20 protein-coding genes and 1 pseudogene are annotated in these 26025 nt (G+C 49.1%); 6 read left to right on the top strand and 15 right to left on the bottom strand.

The features are described from left to right. Positions 1–121: 121 nt before the first annotated feature. Positions 122–325 carry a helix-turn-helix domain-containing protein gene (locus KQI32_RS10510; protein ID WP_216425010.1) on the top strand — a complete coding sequence of 68 codons (204 nt, stop codon included), beginning with the start codon at positions 122–124 and terminating at the stop codon, positions 323–325. A 314-nt stretch (positions 326–639) separates the two neighbouring features. Beyond that, positions 640–1149: a helix-turn-helix domain-containing protein gene (locus KQI32_RS10505; RefSeq protein WP_216425008.1), complete on the top strand. Its 510-nt coding sequence runs from the start codon at positions 640–642 to the stop codon at positions 1147–1149. Positions 1150–1454: 305 nt separating this feature from the next. On the opposite strand, the gene trxB is transcribed toward KQI32_RS10505, so the two are convergent. The 6 genes from trxB to KQI32_RS10475 all read right to left on the bottom strand — a co-directional run bounded on the left by trxB (position 1455) and on the right by KQI32_RS10475 (position 12597). Then, on the bottom strand, positions 1455–2351 hold the full coding sequence (gene trxB, locus KQI32_RS10500) for a thioredoxin-disulfide reductase (protein ID WP_216425007.1): 897 nt from the start codon (positions 2349–2351) through the stop codon (positions 1455–1457). 1 nt (position 2352) lies between these two features. Further along, positions 2353–3393, bottom strand: a complete 1041-nt coding sequence (locus KQI32_RS10495; protein ID WP_216425005.1) for an FAD:protein FMN transferase — start codon at positions 3391–3393, stop codon at positions 2353–2355. Position 3394: 1 nt separating this feature from the next. After that, complete coding sequence (locus KQI32_RS10490; RefSeq protein WP_216425004.1) at positions 3395–3859, bottom strand: hypothetical protein; 465 nt, start codon at positions 3857–3859, stop codon at positions 3395–3397. Between the two features lie 72 nt (positions 3860–3931). Next, a complete protein-coding gene (gene addA / locus KQI32_RS10485) occupies positions 3932–7411 on the bottom strand; it encodes a helicase-exonuclease AddAB subunit AddA (RefSeq protein ID WP_216425002.1) in 3480 nt (1159 codons plus the stop codon). Continuing rightward, a complete protein-coding gene (locus tag KQI32_RS10480; RefSeq protein ID WP_216425000.1) occupies positions 7408–10752 on the bottom strand; it encodes a PD-(D/E)XK nuclease family protein in 3345 nt (1114 codons plus the stop codon). Before KQI32_RS10480 ends, addA begins: the two co-directional genes overlap by 4 nt. 348 nt (positions 10753–11100) lie before the next feature. Further along, entirely contained in the window at positions 11101–12597 is a 1497-nt protein-coding gene (locus tag KQI32_RS10475) for a DUF2142 domain-containing protein (protein ID WP_216424998.1), read from the bottom strand. A 185-nt stretch (positions 12598–12782) separates the two neighbouring features. On the opposite strand from KQI32_RS10475, the pseudogene KQI32_RS13595 reads away from it, so the two are divergent. From KQI32_RS13595 to KQI32_RS10455, 4 genes and pseudogenes are all read left to right on the top strand, one after another. Continuing rightward, a pseudogene (locus KQI32_RS13595) lies at positions 12783–13004 on the top strand (ferrous iron transport protein A); the annotation flags it as partial. 88 nt (positions 13005–13092) lie between these two features. Beyond that, positions 13093–15096, top strand: a complete 2004-nt coding sequence (gene feoB, locus KQI32_RS10465) for a ferrous iron transport protein B (protein ID WP_216424995.1) — start codon at positions 13093–13095, stop codon at positions 15094–15096. Positions 15097–15105: 9 nt separating this feature from the next. Continuing rightward, positions 15106–15279 (top strand): FeoB-associated Cys-rich membrane protein, encoded by a 174-nt coding sequence (locus KQI32_RS10460; RefSeq protein ID WP_216424993.1) that lies wholly within the window; start codon positions 15106–15108, stop codon positions 15277–15279. Next, positions 15266–15655, top strand: a complete 390-nt coding sequence (locus KQI32_RS10455; protein WP_216424991.1) for a PaaI family thioesterase — start codon at positions 15266–15268, stop codon at positions 15653–15655. The genes KQI32_RS10460 and KQI32_RS10455 overlap by 14 nt, the downstream gene beginning before the upstream one ends. Positions 15656–15866: 211 nt before the next feature. On the opposite strand, the gene KQI32_RS10450 is transcribed toward KQI32_RS10455, so the two are convergent. From KQI32_RS10450 to secA, 9 genes are all read right to left on the bottom strand, one after another. Continuing rightward, complete coding sequence (locus KQI32_RS10450) at positions 15867–16316, bottom strand: SufBD protein (RefSeq protein ID WP_216424989.1); 450 nt, start codon at positions 16314–16316, stop codon at positions 15867–15869. Positions 16317–16529: 213 nt separating this feature from the next. After that, on the bottom strand, positions 16530–17615 hold the full coding sequence (gene tsaD, locus KQI32_RS10445) for a tRNA (adenosine(37)-N6)-threonylcarbamoyltransferase complex transferase subunit TsaD (RefSeq protein ID WP_216424988.1): 1086 nt from the start codon (positions 17613–17615) through the stop codon (positions 16530–16532). Next, positions 17612–18076 (bottom strand): ribosomal protein S18-alanine N-acetyltransferase, encoded by a 465-nt coding sequence (rimI, locus tag KQI32_RS10440; RefSeq protein ID WP_374197076.1) that lies wholly within the window; start codon positions 18074–18076, stop codon positions 17612–17614. Before rimI ends, tsaD begins: the two co-directional genes overlap by 4 nt. Next, a complete protein-coding gene (locus tag KQI32_RS10435; RefSeq protein WP_177691112.1) occupies positions 18069–18506 on the bottom strand; it encodes a low molecular weight protein arginine phosphatase in 438 nt (145 codons plus the stop codon). The genes rimI and KQI32_RS10435 overlap by 8 nt, the downstream gene beginning before the upstream one ends. A 37-nt stretch (positions 18507–18543) precedes the next feature. After that, entirely contained in the window at positions 18544–19578 is a 1035-nt protein-coding gene (locus tag KQI32_RS10430; protein WP_216424971.1) for an L-threonylcarbamoyladenylate synthase, read from the bottom strand. A gap of 3 nt (positions 19579–19581) precedes the next feature. Then, positions 19582–20325: a ZIP family metal transporter gene (locus KQI32_RS10425; RefSeq protein ID WP_177691108.1), complete on the bottom strand. Its 744-nt coding sequence runs from the start codon at positions 20323–20325 to the stop codon at positions 19582–19584. Between the two features lie 64 nt (positions 20326–20389). Continuing rightward, positions 20390–21460 (bottom strand): peptide chain release factor 1, encoded by a 1071-nt coding sequence (gene prfA / locus KQI32_RS10420; RefSeq protein ID WP_177691106.1) that lies wholly within the window; start codon positions 21458–21460, stop codon positions 20390–20392. A gap of 2 nt (positions 21461–21462) precedes the next feature. Then, positions 21463–22579 (bottom strand): peptide chain release factor 2 gene (gene prfB, locus KQI32_RS10415; RefSeq protein ID WP_374197075.1). Its coding sequence is split into 2 segments (ribosomal slippage): positions 21463–22515 and positions 22517–22579, totalling 1116 coding nucleotides; the frame shifts between segments, so codons are not numbered across the junction. Positions 22580–22923: 344 nt separating this feature from the next. Further along, entirely contained in the window at positions 22924–25680 is a 2757-nt protein-coding gene (gene secA / locus KQI32_RS10410; protein ID WP_216424962.1) for a preprotein translocase subunit SecA, read from the bottom strand. Positions 25681–26025: the final 345 nt, after the last annotated feature.

Here is a 26025-nt window from a genome sequence, read left to right as displayed (position 1 = left end):
CACAGTGCTTGTCTTTATTATATCGCAGGTAGCTACTCCTGCAAATATAATCAAAAACTTTAAGAAAGGAGATATAATTAAAACCACCCCTTTCGAGATGGTTTAATTATACGTGATTGAAATGTTTTTAAAAAATATTAAAGCTTTGAGAGAAGATAATGATATCAAACAAAAAAATTTATGTAAAATTCTCGGAGTAGCTCAAAACACATATTCACAGTATGAGACTGGAAAAATTCCGTGGACAGATGAAACCTTGATTAAACTTGCTAAATTTTATAATGTAAGTACAGATTATTTATTAGGTTTAACAGACCAGAAATAATACTTTCTTTTGAATTTTTATAATGTTGTTTTTATAGAATCATTTTTTAATTATCTATTTTGTAGGGCAGGGGCTTGCTCCTGCCGTTTTGTTTCTCTCTTCTTTCAGCGGAGTATCCGGCCGCACAGAAAAAAGCACCCGCCATAAGGAAACCTGACACCCGTTGAAAAGAAGTTGCTTTTCAGCGGGTGTTCCTTTATAATGATTTCGGCGATAACTCTCAATTTATCGAAAGAATGCTGTGATGTTAATTTGCGTTGCTTGCCGCAACGAGCTTTCCTCCGTATAATAGCAGTGAAAGGAGGGCATCCCTGATGCTAAATGAAAACATTAAAACAATCAGAAAATCCAAAGGGCTTTCACAAGAGGAACTTGCAATCAAGCTGAATGTGGTGAGGCAAACAATCTCTAAATGGGAACAAGGTCTGTCGGTTCCAGATGCCGATATGCTGATTTCCATATCAAAGGTATTTGAAACGCCTGTAAGCACACTGCTTGGAGAAACCGTTGTCGAGACGAAGGCTGATGACTTAAAAGTAATCTCCGAGAAGCTTGAGGTCATAAACCTGCAGCTTGCAAATAGAAAAGCAACGAGACAAAAAGTGATTCATTGGCTTTTTATCTTTTTGTGTACGGTTATAGTGGCTATTTTCGCAGTCCTAATCGTGTTAAACAGTCCTTACTCGGGTTGGGATTACAGCAAACCCGAAACCGCGGTAATCGGAGTAGTGTTTCACGCATTTGAGTGGCTGTTCGTCAGAATAGCGCCAATTGTCTTGATTGGATCGATCGTTGGGGTTTGTTTGACACGGAAGAAAGAGTGAAATTGCCAGCTTTCAGGGGAACCGTCCAAATTTTTTGTATTTACCGCACTCTCTCACGGGCGCTTTCCCTTATAGTGTCATAGTGGGTTATACAGTAAAAAAGCTTTTCATTCTGAAAAGCGCAGCCGCGCTTCGCACGCTGTTTTTTGAAACATGCAATTGCGGACGATTCCCCGCAATTTCCTATGTTATAAAAAAGGACAAGGCAGACCGTTGTGATCTGTCTTGTCCTTAACTTCTTTATGGAGACTTACCCCTCCAGCGAGTGCTTACTTTTGGTTTGCCGTAAATCATTGGAGCAAACATCACGTTGATTGCAGATACTTCCGTATACTGTCCACCGCAACGGCGCCGTCTCCTGCCGCCGTGACAATCTGCCGCAGTTCTTTTTCGCGCACATCGCCGGCGGCGAACACGCCTTCCATACTGGTTTGCAGGCTTTCGTCCGTCTTGATATAGCCCTCCGGCGTGAGATCAATTTTGCCGTTTAAAAACTCGGTCTGCGGAATATTTCCCACAGCGATAAAAATGCCGTCCGCCTGGATCGCATGCTCTTCTCCTGTCTTTTTGTTTCGGACAAGAACGTTTTCCAGGGAATCTTTTCCGTCCAGCCGCTGAACCTCCGTGTCCAGCACCAAATGGATCAGCGGTTCCGCCTTCACTTTATTCACCGTCAGCTCATCCGCACGGAAAGCGTCCCGGCGGTGAATCAGATAAATTTCCTTTGCAAATTTGGAAAGATACAGCGCGTCGTCCAAAGCGGTATTTCCGCCGCCTACCACGCACACCGTCCGGTTTCGGAAAAACGCGCCGTCACAGGTCGCACAGTAGGACACGCCCATTCCGGAGAGCCTTTCCTCCCCCTCAACGCCAAGAAGCCGCGGCTTTGCACCGGTAGCTATCAGAATAGAGCGCGCCTGGATCCTCTCCCTTGCGGTAAACAGTATTTTATTGCTGAAGTCGACCGCCATGATCTCCTCCATCCGTTTCTCCACATCCTCCACCGCTTCGGTAAATTTTGCGGTCAAGTCGATTCCGCTGATGGAAGCATAGCCGGGATAATTTTCAATATTGTGGGAATTCACCATCTGCCCGCCGAAAAACATCTTTTCAAACAGGATGGTGGAAAGACCCGCGCGCTTTGCGTAAACAGCCGCGCTCAAGCCTGCGGGTCCGCCTCCGATAATTGCCAGATCAACCACTTCAAACGCCTCCTTCTCTAACATGATATGTAGTATCGGTAATGTTTATTTGATTTTTCAGACCGTCGGTCAAAAAAAGATTTTTATTCTCGTCCGCCAGAATACACTCAATCCCCGGCAAACCTTCCGCAAACTGCTTGCCGGCCTCTCCCCCCATCAGCATCAGTGTGGTGGAAAGAGCGTCCGCATCCATGGAGCTCTCCGCAATCACCGAGGAGGCGACGATTCCGTTTTGCAAAGGTCTGCCGGTACGGGTATCGATGATATGGTGGTAAAGCTGCCCGTCCTTTTCAAAATTTCTTTCATAAACTCCGGAACTGACCACGCTTGCATTGCGAACTGGCAAAGATGCAAAATAATTTCCCCGCTGTCCGCTGGGGTTTTGCAGTCCAATCTGAAAGCCTTCGCCCTTCCTGCCGTCTCCCAGGGCTTTGATGTTTCCCCCGATATCAATCAGGGCGTTTTTTATCCCTTTTTCCCGCAGATATTCACAGACGCAATCTGCGGCGTATCCCTTGGCAATCCCGCCCAAATCCAGCTGAGCGCCGCCGGACAGCACGACCGTGTTATCCGTCCGAAGAGAGACATTGCGATAGTTGACTTTTTCCAGCGCTGCCGAAATTTCATCCGCATCCGGCACCCGCTCCTGTTTGAAATCCCAGATTTCCGTCAAAGGGCGGACGGTAATATCAAACAATCCGCCGGACAACTCGGAAAAGTATAAGCCCCTCTGAATGACAGAGAACAGTTCCGGACTTACCATTCGTTCCTTTTCCCGGTTCAGGAGGGAAAGCTCCGATTCCTCATTGTGGACGTTCATCATTTGGTCAATATTCCGGAGCAGGGCAAAGGCGCCTTCCATTGTCTCCTTCTGCTTGCCGCTGTCATAGATCACAAGCCGCACCTGCGTATCCATTAAAAAACCAGTTTGTTCCAAGGGACGGCTCCAATCGGAAAAAATTGCGGCGGCCGCAACCGCCGCAATCAAAAGGCATCCGCCCGCTATCCATCTTTTCTTTTTCGTGTTTTTCGTGTTATTCATCTTATTCATCCGCGGAGGTATTGCTTTCGTCCGGCGCCGTTGGTTTCCTTGTATTCTCAGGCGTCTGTGTGCTCTCCGGGGCTTTGGTGGGCGTCTTTGTCGCAGCCGGCGTCTCTGTCGGACTCACTGTCCGGGTAGGCTTTGTTGTTGTTCCGGAAGCCTTGGTAGAGGCCGGTGCCTGTGTCCCTGAGGGAGATTTTGTCGCGGAGGAGCCGGAAGTTGTGTCACCGGATTCTCTTTTTCCTGCAATCGCAGCCGTGTAAAGGGTCTGGTAGCGTTCGACCTGTTCCTTTAAGTCCGCAATTTCCGTATCCTTGCTCTCCAGCTGCTGCGTCAGCTCAGAAACCTCCTGTTTGTCCTTGGCAAACACCAGATCTTTTGCGTTCATCATAAAATAAGCCGAGGCGGAAAAGGAAACCAAAAACGCTGTGACCAGCCCGCCTGTAATCAATAATCCTTTTTTCACCGAAACACGCTCCTATTCGTTGTGATACACTTACATCATCTTAACATGAATTTGTTTTCTTGTAAACCAATTCTAATCCATTGCAATGCTTTTTCCTCGGTTTACATCCCAAAGATAGCTTTCAATCGAAATCCCATCCCCTAAAATCTTGTGCAGTGCCTTCCGGTATATTCCGATTTGGGAAGCATACTCCCTTTTGAGATCCGCTTCCTCCTTGACGCTGTTCTTGTAATCGATCAGAACGACATGGCTCTCATCGCGGAAAAAATAGCAGTCGATGATCCCCTGCACCATAATTTTTTCGGATTGTCCGGAATCCGGATAGATCTCCCTCGCCTCAAGGCGAATCAAAAAATCCTGCTCCCTGCGAACCTGTTCCGCCTGCAAAAGCGCTTTGCCCAACTCACTCTCATAAAAATCGCGCACCCCTTTGCGCACCGCGTTATTCAATTGAATCCGCGGATTTTTCAAAGCGGCTTCGTCAAGAAGCTCGTCTATATCTTTTCCCTCTTTTAATTTTTTTATGTCGATCCATTCAAAAATTTGATGCACCATCGTGCCGTAATCCGCACGGTTTTCCATTTCCCTTTTCTCGAAAAACACCGGCGTGTACAGCGAAACGGGAAAAGCGCTTAGGCTGTGATCCTCCGTTTGAATCCGCCGGATCTCGCTGACGGAAATCTTGCGCGGAAGTTCTCTGTCCTGCCGGAAGGGATAGCGGATGTCGCACAGAGTTTCCAGCGCAAAGCCCTCGGCAGGTGTGAGCAGAACCTCACGCTCCTCCTCATCGCTCTGCTGTTGTTCTTTTTTGATGTGCTCCAGTTCCATATAAGTGTAATCCCGCAGGCTGACCGAGAATGGCGCCGGAACAATCCCTTCGCCGTTCCGGTTCAACTCCTGCAAGGTATCCAGGCGGAGCAGGGGCGGTATCAGAAAATCCAGATAGGAATTCCCCGCGAACAGCCCATCGTACTGTATTCTGTGCGTCGCGTTTTCCACACAGCGGTTCCAGCGGTTCATACTGCTCGCGATAAACGGCACATCCGCCGTGATGATCAGCTTTTCCCGCGCACGGGTGAGCGCCACATACAAAAGCCGCAATTCCTCTGCCGTCTGCTCCTGCCGGATCTTCAGCCGGACAGCATTTTTCATCAGGGTGGGATACTGGAACCGCCGTTTTACATCAATGTAATCAAACCCGATTCCATAATTCCGGTGGAACAGGAGCACCTTGTTCAAATCCTGCATGTTTCCCTTTTTGTCCGCGTGGGCAAGGATCACCACAGGAAATTCCAACCCCTTGCTCTTGTGGATGGTCATGATACGAACCGCGTCCCGCTCCTCGTCGACAGGGGTTTCATGCTTATCCTGCGCCGGTGATTCCATGAGCCCCCGTATGAAGCTGACAAAGTCGCAAAGCCCCCGAAAGCCGTTTTCCTCAAACTCCTTTGCCATCTTGAGAAATGCCTGCAGGTTCGCGCGTTTCTCCATGCCGTTGGGGCAGGCGGTCTGTATGGCCAAATATCCGGTATCCTTCAAAAGCTCGGTCAGCAGTTCATACACCGTCTTCTGAAAGCTTTTTTTCCGGTAGCTGTCCAACGTCCGCAAAACCGTTTCATAGCCGCCCTCCTGCAGCAGCTCGTAAAAATGCTTGTTTCGCCCTCTCAAACGAAGCTCCAGCAGCTGTTCGTTGCCAAGACGGAAGAACTGCTTGAGCACCGCAATCATCGCCACATCGTGATAGGGATTGTCCAGCACCTCCAGATAGGCGAACAGACCTTTTACCTCAGCCGATTCCAAAAGAGGTTTCTTCTCACTGAAATTGACTGGAATATGATTTCTTATCAGCGTGTCGGCGAGCAGCCGGGTTTGATCCGAGACGCTCCGCACCAGAATCGCGATATCCTTATAGCGCAGCCGGCGCTTTTCACCGCCGTCCTCCACGAGGAAGGCTTCATCTTCCGTCAGCGCCTGTATACGCTTGGCGATGAGAATGCCCTCACTCTCGCCCCTCTGTACCTCGGCTTCCTCCTTCCGCTCTTTATGGCAAAGCAGGATCTCGGTGCCGTACAGCGTCGGATTCTCCGGTTCAAAAAAGGACGCGCCCTGTACCAGCCGTTCACTTTCCCGGTAGGGGATGGAGGACAGCTTTTCCTCCATGATGTCATCAAAAACAAAATTGACCAAATCCACAATATCTTTGCGGCACCGGAAATTCTGGGTTAGATAGATGGTTTTCGCCCAGTCCTTCTTCTCGTTCCCGCCGGAGCGGTTTAAAAAGATATCCGGATTCGCCTGGCGGAAACGGTAGATACTCTGCTTTACATCCCCCACGGCGAACAGGTTCCGCTCGTTTCGGGAAACCATGCGGAAGATTTCCTCCTGCACGTCGTTGGTGTCCTGGTATTCGTCCACCATCACCTCGACAAATTTTTCCCGATAGGAGAGCGCCGCCTCGGTGGGAACCGTCTTCCCGTTCTCCCGGCGGGAGAGAACCCGGATAGCCAGATGCTCCAGGTCGTTGAAGTCAATGGCGTTCTGGTCTGTCTTCAGCTGCCGGAAGGTCTTGTCAAACCGGAGGACAAGCTCCGCTATTTTTCGGATCAAGGGCAGTGTCTGTTCCACATCCGCCTTCATCTGCTCCTGTGTATGGCAGAAAAACTCATTTTTCATTGTCTCTATCTGCTTTGCGGCAAATTCCCGGTAGCTGTCCTTTTTCGGTTTTTCCACCGTCAGGGCGTTCACCCGCTCCGCCAGTGCGAAAAACGCTCCCTCCCGGGCCAGCCGTTCCGCTTCCTGAAAGCCTGAAAGCTCGGCTTCCATCCGTCCGGCGAGCTTTTCCTCCCCGCCGTCCATCAGATAGCGGTATGTTTCGCCGAAAGCGGCAAACAGTTCCGCCGCATGCCTGCAAATCAGCTTCATATAAAGGTTATCTTCGCTTAAGATAGCTTCCTCAAAATGAGAAAAGCATCCTTCAAACCAATCCGCATAATAGGGCATACTGACGAGGAAGCGGTAGATATCCAGAAGGATTCGCTGAAGCTTGTCGTCATTTTTGTTGGAGGAATAGGCCTCCACCACCTGCTCAAAAACCGGATCGCCGGACTCATAATATTCCTCCAGCACCTGCTCCGCCGCGCGGTTTTGCAGAAGATTTCCCTCCGCCTCGGACAGAAGCCGGTAATTGGCAGGCACCAAACCGCCCAGCAAATGCAGATTGTTTTTGACCACCTCGCTGCAGAAGGAATGCACCGTTGTGATGCTGGCATTCTGCAATGCCAGAAGCTGCTTTTTCAGATTCCGGTCGGAGGGGTGCAGCGCCGACTGCTTTTTCAGCTCCCGCTGCAGCTTCTCCTTCATGCTGGAAGCCGCCGCCTTGGTGAAGGTCACCACCAGGATACGGTCCACGTCCACCGGCGCTTCCCTTGAAAGGACTCTCTGTATAATCCGCTCCACCAGAACGGTAGTCTTTCCCGAACCAGCCGCCGCGGAAAGCAGAAGGGAGGTGTCGCGCGTGTCGATGGCAGTCTGCTGTTCCTCTGTAAACTTCATTCGCTCTCCTCCTCTTTGCTTCCTCTCAGCCTTCCAAGCACCTCGTCCTTGCTGAGCTTGGGCAGTTCCTCGGGCGTATCCCTCTTTGGATCAAAGCCGCAGATATGATTGTAGCCGCAGTAGCGGCAGCCGTCCTTATCCCCGCACTTCACCGGCTTTGCATCGGTTTTCCCCGCATAGATGTCCTCGCACAGAAGCCGTGCCATATCCACTGCCCGCTTAAGAACCAGCTGGAACTCGCCCAGCGTCAGCATGTTTTTCTCCTTCAGCGCCTGAATTTCGCCGTCTTTTTTCAGCGAGGCGTCCACAATACGGGATTTCCCGGACGTCTCCAGCTCCCTGTCCATCATGGAAAGAACGGTTTTATCCTTCAGGAGAATCCCCTTCATCATAAAGCGGCTGCGGATTTCCTCCTCCACCTGCCGGACGTCGTTCATCGAGCGGATGGAAACCATCGGGTCATCCGCCGCCAGATAGGTCATACTGCCCGGGCGGTAAGCAGGGTTCTGCTTCAGCAGGGTGGCAAGGTATACCGCCAGCTGTAAGGAGAGCCCATGATAAATATCATTCGCGGACAATTCCTTGCCGGAGGATTTGTAATCCACCACCCGCACGAATTCCTCCGCCCGGTCGGCGCGGTCAATCACGCCGTTTAAGCTCACCTCGCATCCGTTGGAAAGGTTCAGCGTAATCCCTTTCAGCTCCTTGTCCTCCCTGCCGAAGGACATCTCAAAGCCCAGCGGGGTAAAGGCGCTCTTCTCAAAATGATTTTTGATGTTCAGGAGGGTGCGCGCGGCCACCCTCTTTAATTTTTTGACAGCGTAAGCATTCTTGCGGTTTAAGGTATAAGCGCTGTTTTTCGGATCCTTTAACAGCTTGTCTACCAATTTATCCGTTTCCGACCGGATAAACGCCTCGTCGATTGTATCGTAGCCTATCCGCTTGGCGGTTCTGGAAAACTGCTCAATCACGCTGTGAAGCATGGAGCCCATCGAAAGGGGATCCGGCTTTAATTCCTCCACATCCTGCGCTTTTAACATATAATCCATAAAATAGGCGAAATGACAGCTTCGGTATTTTTCCAGACGGGAAACGCTGGTTTCCAGCTTATTGGGATAGAGCTTTTTCACCAGCTTTTCATCCACCGTCTCCGGTTCCTTGTTGTGAAAATAATGGTCAAAAGCCGTCTGCGCCGCCGTCCGGTAGTCCTCATCCTGCAGAAAGACGGACATCAGGCCGCCGTTCTGCTTTTCGCAAAGCGCTTCCGCCGCCCGGTCAAACAGCTCGTCCTTGGGCGTAAAGCGCAGACTTTCCCCTATTTTCCGGACAGAAATACGGGGAAAAATCGCCCGGACTTCCCCGATCAGCATGGAGGGCTTCAACGCCTCCCCGCTGCTTGCGGTTACCGGATAGCTCAAAATCAATTCCTCCGCGGGGGAGCTCATAATCTCATAGATTTCGGTATACTCGTCCACAATTTTCAGCTGGTTTCCCTTGGAGAGCTCCAAGCCGTATTTCGCCAGCTCCATGCGATCGGTCTCGTTGATGAGCCCCTCGTTTCGGAAGCTCCCGGGAATTTTGCCCTCGTTCAGACCGGCAAAGTAAATGACCTTGTAATCGTTGCTCTTCAGACGCCCCAATCCGGTCACCATCACGCTGTCAAAGCCCAGAGGGATGGTCGATACCGTCTCGTCCCGAATGGCCTCCTTTAAGATCTCCTGATAGGCAGCCAGAGAAATATCACCGTCCCCCAGAACAAGGGCGGTTTTCTCCAGGGCAAAGCAAACCGCATTGTACGCCTGAAGCGTTTGCATGGCGCCAATCTGGTCGCCCTCCTGCTTCTGGCGGTTTGCCGTTCTATCAATGAATTGAGGGATTCCCGCCTCATTCATGAACTCATAAAAAAGCGCGGATTTTTCGGCCGCGGTGCTCTTCCGGTTCATTGCCGCGGAAAGCCGGTTAAGCGGAGCGAATACCCGATCGTAGACCTCCCGAAGTTCCTCGCTGTCTTTGCATTTTCCCCAGATTTCCGCCCGTTCCAGCGCCTTTTGAAAGGCGTTTCCATCGGCGAGATCGTAGGAACGAACGCCGTTTTCCAGCACAAAATTTTCAAACCGTAGAATCTTATCGTACGCCTCGGGATAAAAGAAGCCGCTCTTCAGATAGAAGAAATAGGGGCGCCGATCGTTCCGCCGCACGCAGACGGACAGAACATTGGAGATCAGCCGCACGATGGGAAGCCGGACAATATCCTCCTTGCCGTCCAGATAGTAGGAGATCTGTCTGTTTCCAAAGGCTTTGGCAAGATAGGGGCGGTACTCCTCGGGATCCGGCACGATCACCGCGGTTTCCCCGAAACGCACCCCCTGCTCTGCCGCCCTGCGCAGAATATCCGCCGCGATGCCCTCGCACTCTCTCTGCATATCCGGGTATTCCTCCAGCACGATATGCTCCGGTTCGCTTTCACAGCTTCGATAGTCGTCCAGAAAAAGATTCTCGGAGAGAAACCGGATCTCTTCCCGCTCAAACCTTTTTTGTTCCAGCGCGATTTTCTCCACCGGCACGCCGGCATCCCGCGCCATCCCCGACAGCTTTTCCCGGGTCAGCCAAGTGGTGTAAAAGCGTTTTCCGTAATAGGAATCCTCCTCCGGCGTCATCGTCAGGGTAACCGTCACCCTGTTTTGATGGGTTAAAAGACTCCCGATCATCTGCGCTTCCTGAAGCGTGAAGCCGACAAAGCCGTCAATATAGACGTCCGCGTCCTCCAGCTCTCCCGCATCAAGCTCCCGGCAGGCCATGGTCAGCATATCGTCGTGATCCTGATAGAGGCCGCAGAGCTCCTGCTCATAGGAATGCAGAATCTCTCTGATATCAGTAAGCTTTCTTCTCAGATTATCCGAGAGATCCTGTTCCTGTAAAATTTCCTCCAGCCGTTTTTCATCCACACCGTATTTTTTCAGCTCGGTGATATTCTCCGAGAGCAGGGCGATCATCCGCGGATTGCTGGACGCGCCCGCATAGACGGAAAGCCGGTCTTTCAGCCCTCCCATCACCTTGTGCAGGATCAGCTTTTTCGAACAGCTGTCCAGCAGCTGAAGCAGCTTTAAATCCGGTCGCTTCCGCAAAAGGGAGGCGGCAAGCTTGGAAAAGCTCAGCGTTTCCACCAGAAAGGCCTGCTGTTCCCCCAGCCTGTCCAGAATATAGGCCTCCGCCCGGAACACCATCTGCTCCGGCACGATATAGATCACTTGTTTTTTCGACTGTATTTTCTGTTTGATTTCCTCCAGCAGGAACGTGGTCTTGCCGGTCTTTTTCTCACCTGTGACAAACCGCAGGGACACGCTGTTCACCTCCCTAATGCTTAAGATATACTTATTTTTATTATAATAAATGTCCGGATAAATAGCAAGGATTAATCACGGGAAGAAGCAGACTTTACAAAGCATTTATAAAATGATAGATATATTGTCATTAAAATATTAACGCTATTATAAATAATATTCTTAGAATAGGGATATGTTTAAACGGTTAGGAAAAAAAGATTACCCGCAATGAAAGAAATACATTAAAGTTGATTTGGAGAGAGTACAGTTTCCAGAGGAAATAACTGTTCCATATGCGATATGGAAAGATTTTTATGGAAATCAAGAATTCATTGCAAAGGGAGGACATAGAGCCCTCCCTTCTTTTTATATATGCTTTAAAAACAAGGTCATGACAACCGGATATGCAAGCAAAATGGAAGCACAGACCGTGACTGTTTCAGCTCTGTATTCACTCCGCTTGCGGAAAAAGAAGGGAAGCAAACAGAGGAAAGGTGCAAAATACCTTCCCTGTATCCCGTCAATCATAGCTTTCCCCACCGGCGTCCACTGGACATATAAGCTGGTGTTTATCAATAGAAACACTGCCGTCAGAGCAAGCAGGGCAATCCCCTTGTCCTTCTTTTGCACAAAATATCCCTGCGCCTCTATCGGATTATGAAACACTGCCAGATACCCCAAAAGCACCAGATAACAATCGGTAATCCAGATGTAGATGGGAGTGTCGAACAGGCAGAAGTTTGCTCCTACAACCGTCTGAAGATAAAAATTAAAATAGTTTGCCGTTGTGCGCAATAGGATCCCCAGATACCGAACCGGATGGAACAGAATGTATTTGACCTGCTCGGCCGCGTTCACGCCCTCGTTGACCTCATTTAAAAATCTCCAGGAAAATGCCGTCCACGACAGATTGGCCAGAATACAGACCACAACCAGAAAAATCGTTGCCGTAAGATAGCGCTTCCTGTTTCGAAATTTGCTTTGCGGAAGGACAAATATCAAAAGACAGATCGGAAAATAGACAATTTTACAAAGGCTTATGGCCATTCCCAGCAAAAAGAGAACCGTCAGATGGTGTCCCGTTATCCTCTTCTCCCTCTCAAAGTAAGATAATTTGATAAGATAGGTGACAAACAGAAGAATACAGCCAACCGTTACTGCGTCACCCGACAGAATACTCGCCGCATGCAGCATGGACGGAAGAAGCCCGATCAGGTAAATCAAAGAGGAACCTTTCGAGATACGCAGTGCAAGCCAACAGACTAAAATCCAGAACAGCAAGTTTCCCGCCCGGCCGCAGTAGACCAGTGCAACCGGCGGCAGATGAAACAGCCTTCCTATCAGAATGCCGGATGCTTGAGGCAGATACTGCACCGGAGAATACAGAGACGAGGTATTGAAAACAATGAACTCTTTTTCTTCTGGTTTCAGGGAAATTTTGAGCTTTTCTCCCATCTGCTCAAAATCAAAGTTCTTAAAATTGTCCGGCTTGGCATCCCACAGACTGACGGGCAGCTCTCTTCCCCCTGCGCCGTCCCGGCAGTCCGACGCCAGATGACCGCAGGAAATCTCATAGGCGCGGTAGAAATGGAGTTCCTCATCCGCACCACGGAAAGCGGGAACAGATGACATATACAGTAAGCCGGTTACCAAGGCAACCGGCACAAAACATTTGACGGGATCGAAGTTTTTCTTCTGTGCTATCCATAAAAGAACAAGCAACAGGAGCACGCTTACTGCCGAAGCCAAATGAAAAGAAATCTTCGAACTGCCGCTCTCAGGCAAAAAGCTGTAAATCCCCCAATTGACAACCAAAAATACTACCGCTCCAAGCCATAACTTGCTGTTTTTCGACAGATGCACTGCACTCCCTCCTTTGTCTTATTCTGCTTTCAGTATACCGGAAGAGGAAAAACATGTCAAGCTTCGAAGATTTCGATTGTTTTGTTTCTTCTTTCCGATCTCTTCTATTGACAAAAGAAAAGAGATAGCATACAATAAAAAGATAGTACAGACTAACTCACACAATTCGGAAAGGGGACAACGGAATGACTTTGGATAAGCTTCCACTTGGTATAACAACCACCATTCTCGCTGTAAACGGCCAGGGGGCACTCCGGCGCCATCTGCTGGATATGGGGTTGACGCCGCACACAAAAGTCATGATCCGCAAGGTTGCTCCAATGGGGGACCCCATCGAGCTCCATCTAAGGGGCTATGAGCTTACCTTGCGTTTGGAGGATGCAAAAAACATTGTCGTGGAGGGGGAAGAGCCTTCCCCGGCAGACGCACCTCATATTCAGATCAGCGGACTGAGACAAAAAAACAGGCGCCGCCTGCGCAAAGGAGGAAATCATCGTGATCTTCGCTTTGGCAGGTAACCAGAACTGCGGCAAAACCACACTGTTTAACCAATTGACCGGCTCCAACCAGCACGTCGGAAACTTCCCCGGTGTGACGGTGGAGCGGAAGGACGGCGCGATCCGAGGTCACAGGGATATGACGGTTGTGGATCTTCCTGGAATTTATTCCCTTTCCCCCTATACAAACGAAGAGATTGTCACCCGGGATTTTCTTTTAAACGAAAATCCCGGCGGGATCATCAATATTGTCGACGCAACGAATATTGAACGAAACCTTTATCTGACCATGCAGCTTCTGGAGTTGAATATCCCCATGGTTATCGCCTTGAATATGATGGATGAGGTGCGGTCAAACGGGGGCACCATCAAGATTGCAAAGCTGCGGGAGGAGCTGGGCGTACCGGTCATTCCCATTTCCGCAAGCAAAAATGAGGGGATTGACGAGCTGATTGACAAGGCGGTGGATACGGCGGTAAACGGCAAACTGCCCAAACGGCTGGACTTCTGCTCCGGTCCTGTGCACCGTGCGATTCATGCGGTGGCCCATCTGGTGGAGGACCATGCACAGCGCATTCATGTGCCGCCCCGTTTCGCGGCGACCAAGCTGGTGGAGGGGGATGACCCCATGCTGTCCAAGCTGGATTTGTCGGAAAATGAAAAGGATATGGTGCAGCACAGTGTAACGGAGATGGAAAAGGAACTGGATACCGACCGGGAAGCCGCTCTGGCGGACATGCGCTATCAATTTATTGAGCAGCTCTGTGCGGATACCGTGGTAAAACCGCAAATTTCAAAGGAACACCTGCGCAGTCTGAAAATGGACAGCGTACTGACCCATAAATATTTTGCGATTCCCATCTTTTTGCTTATCATGATGTCAGTATTTTTTCTGACCTTCGGCTTTATCGGCAGCTTTCTTTCCGACCTGCTCTCGATGGGGATAGACGGGCTGACCAGTCTTGTAAGTGACGGCCTTACCGCTTACGGGATCAATCCGGTGGTTCACTCCCTGCTGATCGACGGCGTGTTTGCCGGTGTGGGAAGCGTACTTTCCTTCCTGCCGACGATTGTCGTTCTGTTTTTCTTTCTCTCCCTTTTGGAGGACAGCGGCTATATGGCGCGCGTCGCCTTTGTGATGGATAAGCTGCTGCGGAAAATCGGACTGTCCGGCAGAAGTTTTGTGCCTATGCTGATGGGCTTTGGCTGCTCCGTGCCGGCCATTATGGCAACTCGCACCCTCTCCAGTGAACGGGATCGGAAGATGACGATTCTGCTGACTCCCTTTATGAGCTGCAGCGCCAAGCTTCCCATCTATGCCATGTTTACCCTGGCATTTTTCCCGCACCACCGGGCGCTTGTGATGATTTGCCTTTATGTGATGGGAATTTTGATTGGGATTATCAGCGGACTGGTTTTAAAGAGCACTGTTTTCCACGGCAAACCGGTTCCCTTTGTGATGGAGCTGCCCAATTACCGTTTCCCCAGCATGAAAACGGTTCTGCTTCTGATGTGGGATAAGGCCAAGGATTTTCTGATGCGCGCTTTTACGGTGATCTTTGTCGCAACGATTATCATTTGGTTCCTGCAGACCTTTGACACCCGTCTGAATGTTGTGGAATCCAGCGCGGACAGCCTGCTCGCCCAGATTGGGCGGCTGATCTCCCCCATCTTCGCACCGCTGGGCTTTAACGACTGGAGGGCTTCCACCGCACTGATCACCGGCTTCTCCGCCAAGGAGGCTGTGGTGAGCACGTTGGCGGTTCTGACCGGGGCAAGCACAGCTGATCTTCCCTCGGCTCTGGCAGCAATCTTCACTCCTCTGGCAGCCTGCTCTTTTTTGATTTTCACCCTGCTCTACACCCCCTGCGTGGCGGCGGTCAATGCAGTGCGAAGAGAGATGGGCGGCGCAAGATATGCCCTTATGGTCGTTCTCTTCCAGACCGGAATCGCATGGATAGCGGCTTTTGCTTTCTATCAGCTGGCCGGCCTTCTTCTCTGAGGTGTAATCATGAGAGTACGTGATATGATTCTGCTGACCGTTATCCTTTTGTTGGTATGGCTGGCTCTGCGGTCCATCCGCCAGCGGAAAGGCTGCCGCGGAAACTGTGCGGAATGCAGGAAACAAAACTGTGAAAATAAGACGGAGAGAAGCAAGGAGGAAAAAGAGAATGGAAACCATTGAAGAAGTGAGAACGCTGTTTGCAAAGGATCGCTACGCCACCGAAAGCGGCGCCGTGATTGACGAGATCGGAGACCACTACGCAAAATGCAGCCTGAAGCTGGGAGAGCTTCATAAAAACGCAATGGGCGGCGTGATGGGCGGGGTGCCCTTCACCCTGGCCGATTTTGCCTTTGCCGTTGCTTCCAACTGGCAGAAGCCGGGTTCGGTATCCTTAAGCTCCAATATTACCTTTCTTGGCACAGCAAAGGGAGAATGCCTGATCGCAGAGGCCAGATGCATAAAAAACGGACGAACCACCAGCTATTATCGGATTGACGTCACGGATGAACTGGGAAATCCGGTTGCCGCGGTGACCACCACAGGCTATCATAAATAAAATATTCTATTTTTCTTATGATTCATGCTGCCATAGGACGACACTGTTAAGACAGTAAAAAGGTTATCTGCATAGCTATATTAAATATAAAAAGCCAATAGGTTAAAATAAAATCTATCGGCTTTTTGTTTTCGTATTGACAAAATAATTTCGCATAAAAAGAGTTGCTCTTTTATGTTTTTTAGATTTATTCTGCGCGATAAATGGGAATTTACAATTTCTGTATTTCTTTTAATGCTTTTTGAATATCCTTGTAAACTAACGATTGCATACTATCGTCATAAACAGATATATTTGCGTAATGAAGCGCAGAAAGAATATCCGTCTTTAATTCTGGTTTATACTTTACAATAATCGGCAGCAGCTTAATACATTGTCTTGCCGTAATGGGTTTGACATCTGTTATGTGTTTCAAATATTTATCAATAACTTCATCAATTTTGTAATCTTTATCCCATTTTGCATTATAAGCAAGTAGCACAAGCCCTCTTGTACGAATATAGGAATTATCACTGTCAAGCATATCGCTTAATCTATCCATATAAGAATAAATACAATTCGTTTTTTCACTTTCTATTTGTAACTCTTGTAATGCTTTATAAGCAACATTATTATTCTTATCAAACAACAATTCAAATGTTTCCGCTATATTAACTGGCACAGTATTCTCCTTTACAGTTTCCGATTTATCTGCAAAATAATTATATCACACAAATTCTTATTTTCACCTCGCCTTTTTAAGCAATGCTTCCATTTTTCTTTGAAAATTGGTGAGTAAGTGCGCATTTCAAATGTAAAAAATGTTTAGGACAAATTTTATCCCAAACACTTTTTGTTGTCTTAATATTGTCCGCCATAGGACATCTTCCTATCATTATTTTTCGATACTGATATAGGGAACCGCGTTTAAATCCAGCCCGCAGGTTTCCCCACTCTTTAAAAGGTAATATCCCATGCTGGCAATCATCGCCGCATTGTCCGTACAGAAAACCGGCTCTGGATAGCATACTGATATCCCGTGTTGTTCTCCGACCTGTTTCATTGCATCCCGCAGAAAGCTGTTGCAGGCAACACCGCCGGCCAGCGCAATCGTTCGATAATTCTTTTCCAAAGCAGTTTTTATGGTATTCTCAACCAGAATATCCACCACCGCACGGGTAAAGCTGGCGGCAAGATCCGCTTTGGTCACAAGGGGAGCATGCTGTTTTACCCCATTGCCTTCAAACATTTCCCTTGTAATGACATCTGTATCCCCAAGCAGGGACACTTTGACATCATATCTCTGCTCGATCCGATGAATATAATTGATCACCGCGGTTTTCAGCCCGCTGAAGGAAAAATCCAGACTGTCCGGAAAATGTACCCGAGGGAAATCCAGCTTGGTGCCATCCCCCCGCTTTGCCAGGCGGTCCATCTGGCTGCCTCCGGGATAGGGCAAGCCGATGACCCGGGCAACCTTGTCAAAGGCTTCCCCCGCCGCATCGTCCCGGGTCTGCGCCACAATATGGTAAGCGTTATAATCAGACACTTCAATAATGTGGCTGTGTCCGCCGGAAACCACCAGGCACAGAAAAGGCGGCTCCAGCTCTGGATGGGACAGATAATTTGCCGCGATATGCCCTTTGATGTGGTGCACCTTCACAAGAGGCTTTTTCAATGCATAGGCAAAGGATTTCGCATAGGATACCCCGCATAAAAGCGCTCCCACCAGCCCCGGGCCGTAAGTGACCGCCACGCCGTCAATATCATGGAAAGCCAGCCCCGCGTCCGCGAAAGCCTGATCCACCACTGCGGATATCTTCTCGATATGCTTTCTTGACGCAATCTCCGGCACAACGCCTCCATACAGCTTATGGGTGTCAATCTGGGTGTATATCGCATTGGAAAGAACCTTCCTTCCATCCTCCACAATTGCAGCTGAGGTTTCGTCACAGGAAGTCTCAATTCCTAACAGTCTCATTCTGTTCTCTCCTTTTTCGTTTCATTCCATTCCAGGGTCATCAGCAGAGCGTCCTCCCGGTTATCCGAATAGTAGCCCCTGCGCAATCCCACCGGACGAAACCCGTATTTTTCATATAAGCGCTTTGCCGGTTCGTTGGAAATGCGAACCTCCAGCGTGAGAAATGAAAAGCGATGTTCCCTGGCATATGCAATCATCGCAGAAAGAATCCGGCTGCCGATCTTTTGTCCGCGGAAGCCCTCTTTCACTGCGATGTTGGTGATGCTGCCCTCGCCTGCAATTTCCCAGAAGCCGCCGTATCCCAAAACCTCACTGTCTTTTTCCGCCACAAAATAGCAGGCCAGAGGATTGTCAAGCTCCCCTTGAAAGGATTCCTCCGACCAGGGATCGGCGAATGCTTTCTTCTCAATTTCAGCAATCTGGGAAACATGTTCCCGTTCCATCCGCTTTATCTCAATCAAAACTGCCATCTTCCATTCGTTTCTGAATCCAGGAATCAATCTCGTCTCTGGTTGCCCGGTACACGGCAAGATCTTGCATGTAAGGATCCATGATATCTCCGTCCTCTTTCAGCGTCTGAATCTTATAAGCAAACTGCGGAAAAGCCCCCGCGAGAACCTCCCGATGGCTTTCCGTCATGGTGAAAATTTTATCCGCATCCGCAATCATATCCGGCGATACCGGTTTGGAGCGGAAACCGCTTAAATCCATTCCCTGCTCTTTTAAAGCTTCTATGCTGTTCGGGGAAGCGGATTCCCCTCCGGCCACACAGAGTCCGCCTGAGCACACCTGAACATCCATTCTTCCTTTTTCCTGCAAATGTTTTTTCAGCAAATACTCCGCCATAGGACTGCGGCAGGTATTGCCGGTACAGACAAACAATATTTTCATTCAACCGCTTCCTTCCGTAAGGGACGTAAAATCCCAATTACAGTTTGATACTGTTTCCCGCCGCTGACTTTTTCAACCGGTTCATCAGAGCGAGTCCGACGCCTTTTTCCGGCACGGCGGGTATGTAAATTCTTTGATATCCTTTCTCGTCCGCATCCCGCAGATAGGCAAAAATCCGGGAAGCGCTTTGGGATAAATCTTTGTCCGAGCCAAGATTGTAAGTGTGACAAAAGTCGGATTTTTCCTGTTTTTCATACAGAAACATACAGCAATTTTCGCTGTCATGTTCTTTCATATAGCTGCGTATTTTTTCATCGGTTCCGTAGAGAAGAAAGACCTCCGCTTTCGGGGAATAGTGCTTGTATTTCATGCCCGGAGAAGAGGGTTTTTCCTCCAAATCCTGCACAGTGCCGATAAGGCTTTCGTGCAGAAGGGTATCCGGCAATATCTCAAGTATCATAGAATACGTGATACTGCCCGGCCGAAGGATAACAGGCTTGTCCCCGGTGAGGGAAATGACGGTGGATTCCAGCCCGTACTGCGCACTGCCGCCGTCAATAATATATTCAATCTTTCCGTTCAAGTCCTGAATCACATGCTTTGCCAATGTGGGGCTGACGCCGCCTGACAAGTTGGCGCTGGGGGCCGCCACCGGACACCCAGCCAAAGCAATCAGCTTCCGCGCAATCGGATGTGAGGGCATGCGGATAGCAACGGTATCGAGTCCTCCGGTAACGGAATAAGGGATCTCCGCTTTCCTCCTGACAATCATAGTGAGCGGTCCCGGCCAGAACGCTTCTGCCATCCGGTAAAAGGAATCTGGAATTCTCTCGCCGATCTTTTCCGCTTCGTCCAGAGCGGAAATATGCACAATCAAAGGATTGTCGGAAGGACGACCTTTCACCCGGTAAATTTTTTCTGCGCTTTGCGCAAGCAGCGCATTGCCGCCCAGACCGTATACCGTTTCGGTCGGAAACGCGACAAGCCCGCCGTTTCTCAAGCAGTCAGCGGCAGGCTTTAACAGGTTATCATTGTCTTCTATTCTGATTATCTCTGTATTGATACCAATCATCTCCTATGTGCAGACAGCCAGAAGCAAGCCCAGCAGAATTCCTAAAATATGCAATACCGCCGGCAGTCTTCCCCGGATTGTTCCATCCTCCCTAAGCAGCACACCGGCGCAAAGATACAGAAGCGCTCCGCCTGATATACTTAAAAGAAGGGAGGTTCCGTTTCCCGATCCGGCGGTCAGAAATGCCCCGGCAAAAGAACCGAAAGCGGTCAGCAGGCTATAAGACGCTGCAATTCCAATCTTCTGTCCCCTCTGTGCAGAATCATTGCCCAGATATCGGATCCCTTCCGGTATGCTGTTTAAAACAATCGCTAATGTCACAGCGGCGGCTATCTTTCCATCCGCAGGATAGGAAGCACCCAGCGCCAGACCGGCTGGAATACAAAACAGGGAGATTTCCAGCCAGAAGCAGCGGGAGACTGTGCCCCGCTTCATCCTCATCGTAACCAGAATATTCTGGAATATCAGCATAAAAAGCAACCCTAGAAAAATACCCAGCAGAGAATTTATAAGACCTCCGAGCAAAAAAGCTTCCGGCAGTAAATCAAAACAGATTACTGCAATAAGCAGTCCGGCGGCAAATTCCGCAAAGATATCATAAAGTCTGGAATGAGGCTGTCCCTCCAACCGATTGATAAAATGAAAAAAGCGGCGCCTTCCTGTCCGCGGACTGACCAGCCCGCCGGTAAGAATGCCGAGCATACCGGCAAAAAAGCCGATACCTGTCACTTGCATCAGTTCGCTCATCTCTCGATCACCCCACTGCTATCCTATGTGAAAGAGAAAAGAGATAGAACCCTGCAGAGGCTTTCTACTGTTCTGTATTTTTCAAACGTTCCGCCTGATCCGCAGTGATCAGCGCGTCGATGAATTCATCCAGACTGCCGTTTAATACGGATTCCAGCTGATGAAGTGTAAGACCAATCCGATGGTCGCTGACTCTTCCCTGAGGGAAGTTATAGGTGCGGATACGCTCGCTGCGGTCTCCGGTTCCAACTTGGCTTTTCCGCTCCGCCGCAATTTTTGCATCGTGTTCCCGCTGAGCCAGATCGAAAATTCTCGAGCGAAGAATTTTCATCGCTTTATCTCTGTTTTTGAACTGGGAGCGCTCATCCTGGCACATGACCACAATTCCTGTAGGCTTATGGGTCAGGCGAATCGCGGACTCTGTCTTATTGACATGCTGACCTCCCGCGCCGGAAGAACGCAGGGTATCCACTTCAATATCATCCGGGTTAATATCCACATCGACATCTTCCGCTTCCGGCAAGACTGCCACCGTGATGGTGGATGTATGGATTCTTCCGCTGGATTCCGTTTCCGGCACCCGCTGTACCCGATGCACACCGCTCTCATATTTCAATCTGGAATAAGCGCCTTCGCCCTTGATCATAAAGGAAATCTCCTTGTATCCACCCAAACCGGTTGGATTCTCGGAGAGCACTTCGGTGCTCCAGCCCCTGGAATCGCTGTACATGGTATACATCCGATACAGGTCACCGCAGAACAGAGCCGCTTCATCACCGCCTGCTCCCGCCCGAATTTCCACAATGACATTCTTGTCATCATTGGGATCCTTGGGGAGAAGAAGAACCTTCAGCTCCTCCTCTATGGTTCCGATGCTTGCCTTGGCTTCCTCCATCTCCATCTTGACCAGTTCTTCAAAATCCTTGTCCAGCTTCGTTCCCAGAAGCTCCAGAGATTCCTCAATGGTCTCCTTCGCCTTTTTGTATTCTTTATATTTCTCAACAATCGGCGTCAAGTCTTTCTGTTCCTTCATAAGCCTGCGCCATCTCTCCTGATCCGCAATGACGTCCGGATCCGAAATAAGAGAGTTGAGTTCCTTATATTTCTCTTCCAAAAAGTTCAGTTTATCAAACATATTTAATCCTCGCTTTTTTTGCTCTGCTCAATCAGATAGGCATTGATAAAGCCATCCAGATCGCCGTCCATGACAGCAGTGATATTTCCCATCTCAAAGCCGGTGCGGTGATCCTTCACCAGATTATAGGGGTGGAACACATAGGAGCGAATCTGGCTTCCCCAGGCAATATCCTTCTGCTCGCCCTTCAAATCCTCAATCTTTTCCTTATTCTCCCGCTCTTTGAGCTCTATGAGTTTTGCCATCAGCATCTTCATTGCAGTGTCACGGTTTTTATGCTGGGATCGTTCATTCTGGCATGCCACCACAATCCCGGTAGGGATATGTGTAATACGGATGGCAGACTCTGTCTTGTTGACATGCTGACCGCCTGCGCCGGAAGAGCGGTAGGTATCCACCTTTAGATCATCCGGATTAATGTCAATCTTCATGTCATCATCCAGCTCCGGCATGACATCCAGCGAAGCAAAGGAGGTGTGCCGTCTGCCGGAAGCGTCAAAGGGTGAAATCCGCACCAGCCGGTGCACGCCTTTTTCTGCTTTCAGATAACCGTACGCATTCAAACCGGATATCAGGATCGTCACACTCTTCACGCCGGCTTCATCCCCCGCCAGATAATCCAGCGTTTCGGTTTTGAAACCCCGGCGCTCCGCCCAGCGAACATACATCCGCATCAGCATTTCCACCCAATCCTGCGCCTCTGTTCCGCCGGCTCCCGCATGCAGGGAGATGATGGCGTTGTTTTTGTCGTAAGGGCCGTTTAACAGAGCGTCCAGCTTCATAGCGGAAATGTTTTCCTCCAGTTTGCCCGCCGCTTCACTGAGTTCACCGTAAAGTGATTCATCCTTTTCTTCGATAGCCATATCGGTCATCATCAACGTGTCTTCCCACTGTTTCTCCAGCTCTTCAAAGCCCTCTACCTTCTGCTTTAAGTTCTTGCTCTTTTGCAGAACAACCGAGGATTTCTCAATATCATTCCAGAAAGCAGGATCCTGCGTCTGTTCCTCCAACTGATCGATTTCCTTTTTCAATGCAAGGATGCTAAAGTGAATCCCTCAAATCACAGATGTCTTTTTCCATGGAAGAGAGTTTCAGTCTCAATTCTTCCAATTCAACCATTTCATCACTCCTCAAATTTTTGATAAGGGGATCCTTTCCCCGTTATTTTATAACATAGGAAATTGCGCGCAATTGCATGTTTCAAAAAACAGCGTGCGAAGCGCGGCTGCGTTTTTCAGAATGAAAAACTTTTTTATAACAAGATTTCATTGAAAGCTTTTGCGCAGCAAAAGCCGCTTTAACAGCGTTTCAACCTTGCGAAGCGCAAGATATATGCTCGCCGCTTACTACAAAACAAGATACCCGCCCCTTAAGAAGCATGGGACATCTTGCCCGCAGTATAAAACGTTTCACTGTTTACAGGGGCACAGTGAGCGCCATATGCAAAAACGAATCATCCGTTTTTACGCATCCGTCTCATTCTGATTAAACCCGCAGCATTTTTTATACTTTTTGCCGGAACCGCAGGGACAGGGATCATTCCTGCCAACCTTTTTGCCGACTTTTACCGGCTGTTTTGCAACCGTTCCGTCGGAACCGTGGGATGCCGTAACCGGTTTTGCAACCTGTTTACGCTCCATATTTTCTTTTGGAACAACATTCATAATATGGCGGACGGTCTCGTCGCCAATATTGTGAATCATTTCCTCAAACATATTATATCCTTCTACCTGATACTCTATCACAGGATCCTTCTGACCATATGCCCGCAGATTAATCCCCTGCTTCAGCTGTTCCATATCATCGATATGATCCATCCATTTGCTGTCTACAACACTTAAAAGAACAACTCGTTCCACCTCACGCATCGCTTCGCCGAAGAGTTTCTCTTTTTCGGCATAGCGTTCCATCGCCTCGTCACAGATGATATTTTTCAACTGATCCTTGGTGAGTCCATTGAGCTCGTCATCCGTAAAGGTCAGCTTTTTGCCCTCCGGCATAAAATTCGCATTGACCTGATCATAGATGGCGTTCATATTCCAAACGTCGGGATAGTCTCCGGCAGAACAGTATGTTTTTATCAGATCTTCAATGGAGGTTTCCATCATTTTGATGATGGTGTCCTTCAGATTTTCTCCATTCAAAACTTTTTGACGCTGGGAATAGATCACTTCCCTCTGCTTGTTCATGACATCATCATACTGCAGGACATGTTTACGGACATTGAAGTTCTTTCCCTCCACCCGTTTCTGGGAATTTTCAATGGCAGAGGTGAGCATTTTATGCTCGATGGGCTCATCATCCGGCAGTCCCAAAGCATTGATGGTATTTAAGATCCGCTCGGAGCCAAACAGGCGCATCAGATCGTCTTCCAGTGAGATAAAGAAACGAGTTTCACCTGGATCGCCCTGACGACCGGCACGTCCCCGCAGCTGGTTGTCGATGCGGCGGCTCTCATGTCGTTCCGTACCAATGATACACAAGCCTCCTGCGGCGACCACTTCATCATGCTCTTTTTTAATCGCGTCCTTAAACTGTTCCAGCAATTCGGTGTATACCTTTCTTGCCTCCAGGATCTCCTCATTGTCAGTATCTGCATGACCTATACTCTCATTGATGAGTTCCTCGGAATAACCCCGCTTCGCCATCTCAGCCTTTGCCATGTATTCGCTGTTTCCGCCCAGCATAATATCGGTACCTCGCCCTGCCATGTTCGTGGCAATGGTAACGGCCCCTTTTTTACCTGCCTGGGCGATGATCTCCGCTTCCTTTTCATGATATTTTGCGTTCAGCACCTCATGTTTGATACCGCGCTTTTTCAGCATTTTACTGAGCAGTTCCGATTTTTCAATCGAAATGGTTCCAACCAGCACAGGCTGGCCGTTCTCATGTCTTTTTGAAATCTCTTCCACTACCTGTTCAAACTTGATCGTTTCATTTTTGTAGACATAATCGGGCAGATCTTTCCGCATTACCGGCTTATTGGTTGGAATTTCAATGGCATCTAATTTATAGATTTCCTGAAATTCCATCTCTTCGGTCAGTGCGGTACCTGTCATACCGGAAAGCTTCTCGTACAGCCGGAAATAGTTCTGGAAGGTGATGGTGGCCAGCGTTTTGGACTCCCGCTCCACCTTGACGCCCTCCTTCGCCTCGATCGCCTGATGCAGTCCATCGGAATAACGGCGTCCGAACATCAAACGGCCTGTAAACTCGTCAACGATAATAACTTCGCCGTCCTTGACCACATAGTCCACATCCCGGTGCATCAAGCCATGAGCCTTCAGCGCCTGGTTGATATGATGAGAGATGGTCATGTTGTCGGGATCGGATAAATTTTCGATACTGAAAGCCTTTTCGGCCTTGTCAATTCCTTTCTGTGTCAGCGTTGCAGTATGGGCTTTTTCATCGATGATATAATCGGCATCGCCCTCGTCGGTTTCCTCTTTCAGGTCCTCCTCCTTAATCTTTTTGTAGGTGAGCCCCCGGACAAACTGATTGGCCACCTTATAGATATCGGTCGATTTGTCCCCTTGCCCCGAGATAATCAGCGGTGTCCTCGCCTCGTCGATCAAGATGGAATCCACCTCGTCGACAACGGCGAAATAATGCCCTCTCTGTACCATCTGTTCCTTATAGATCACCATGTTGTCACGAAGATAATCGAAACCGAACTCATTGTTGGTACCATAGGTGATATCCGCGTCGTACTGCGGCTTGCGGTTCAGCATCGGATTGTCGCTGTGGATGACAAGCCCCACCGACATCCCCAGAAAACGGTACAGCTTGCCCATCCATTCACTGTCACGCTTTGCCAGATAATCGTTGACGGTGACTACATGCACGCCTTTTCCCGCCAGCGCATTCAGATATACCGGCAGGGTTGCAACCAAGGTTTTTCCTTCACCGGTGCGCATCTCGGCAATCCGTCCCTGGTGGAGAATAATACCGCCGATCAGCTGAACAGGGTAATGTTTTAATCCCAGCACACGGTCAGAAGCTTCCCGGACGGTCGCAAAGGCTTCCGGCAGAATATCATCAAGGGTTTCCCCGGCTGCCAGGCGCTCTTTGAATTCTTCCGTTTTTGCGGTCAGCTCCTTGTCGGACAGCTTCTGATACGCCTCGTCCAAAGCAAGTATTTTATCCACAATAGGCTTTACCCGCTTTAATTCCCTGTCGGAATAGGAGCCGATCACTTTTTCAAGCATCGCTTTAAACATTGTAATCACCTTTTCTATTTCATAGATTGATTGTTCTTTTTTCAATTGATTCCGGAATATCTCTGATATCCCATTATCGTTTTATTTTATCATCTTTTTACAGAATGTGCAAGGAAATTCATGAATTGTTTACAAGAAGACTCTCAGACTGTCGAAAAACTCGGTCTACCACAAGCAAAAACGGAGAAAAGATAGAAATAAAAAAATGTATGGATTGAATTCCACTGTAGTCATAACCACCGGCAAAGCCGGTGGCTTGCTCAGCCCTATAAGGGCATGTTACTGGCTGGGCTGAAAGCCCTCTGAATCATCTGCCAGCCGCAAACTTTTTCAAGCCGCCGCTAA

This window comes from Acetivibrio sp. MSJd-27 (assembly GCF_018918095.1).
In the GTDB taxonomy this organism is placed as follows: domain Bacteria; phylum Bacillota; class Clostridia; order UMGS1840; family HGM11507; genus HGM11507.
The sequence above is the reverse complement of the archived record's forward strand: the minus strand, read 5'-3'. Positions and strand labels throughout refer to the sequence as shown.

Excerpts from the sequence above, each read along its gene's own strand:
- KQI32_RS10510 (WP_216425010.1), top strand. The coding sequence starts at position 122 with ATGTTTTTAAAAAATATTAAAGCTTTGAGAGAAGATAATGATATCAAA.
- KQI32_RS10505 (WP_216425008.1), top strand. The coding sequence starts at position 640 with ATGCTAAATGAAAACATTAAAACAATCAGAAAATCCAAAGGGCTTTCA.
- KQI32_RS10495 (WP_216425005.1), bottom strand. The coding sequence starts at position 3,393 with ATGAATAACACGAAAAACACGAAAAAGAAAAGATGGATAGCGGGCGGA.
- addA (WP_216425002.1), bottom strand. The coding sequence starts at position 7,411 with ATGAAGTTTACAGAGGAACAGCAGACTGCCATCGACACGCGCGACACC.
- KQI32_RS10460 (WP_216424993.1), top strand. The coding sequence starts at position 15,106 with ATGAGAGTACGTGATATGATTCTGCTGACCGTTATCCTTTTGTTGGTA.
- KQI32_RS10455 (WP_216424991.1), top strand. The coding sequence starts at position 15,266 with ATGGAAACCATTGAAGAAGTGAGAACGCTGTTTGCAAAGGATCGCTAC.
- tsaD (WP_216424988.1), bottom strand. The coding sequence starts at position 17,615 with ATGAGACTGTTAGGAATTGAGACTTCCTGTGACGAAACCTCAGCTGCA.
- KQI32_RS10435 (WP_177691112.1), bottom strand. The coding sequence starts at position 18,506 with ATGAAAATATTGTTTGTCTGTACCGGCAATACCTGCCGCAGTCCTATG.
- KQI32_RS10430 (WP_216424971.1), bottom strand. The coding sequence starts at position 19,578 with ATGATTGGTATCAATACAGAGATAATCAGAATAGAAGACAATGATAAC.
- KQI32_RS10425 (WP_177691108.1), bottom strand. The coding sequence starts at position 20,325 with ATGAGCGAACTGATGCAAGTGACAGGTATCGGCTTTTTTGCCGGTATG.
- prfA (WP_177691106.1), bottom strand. The coding sequence starts at position 21,460 with ATGTTTGATAAACTGAACTTTTTGGAAGAGAAATATAAGGAACTCAAC.
- secA (WP_216424962.1), bottom strand. The coding sequence starts at position 25,680 with ATGTTTAAAGCGATGCTTGAAAAAGTGATCGGCTCCTATTCCGACAGG.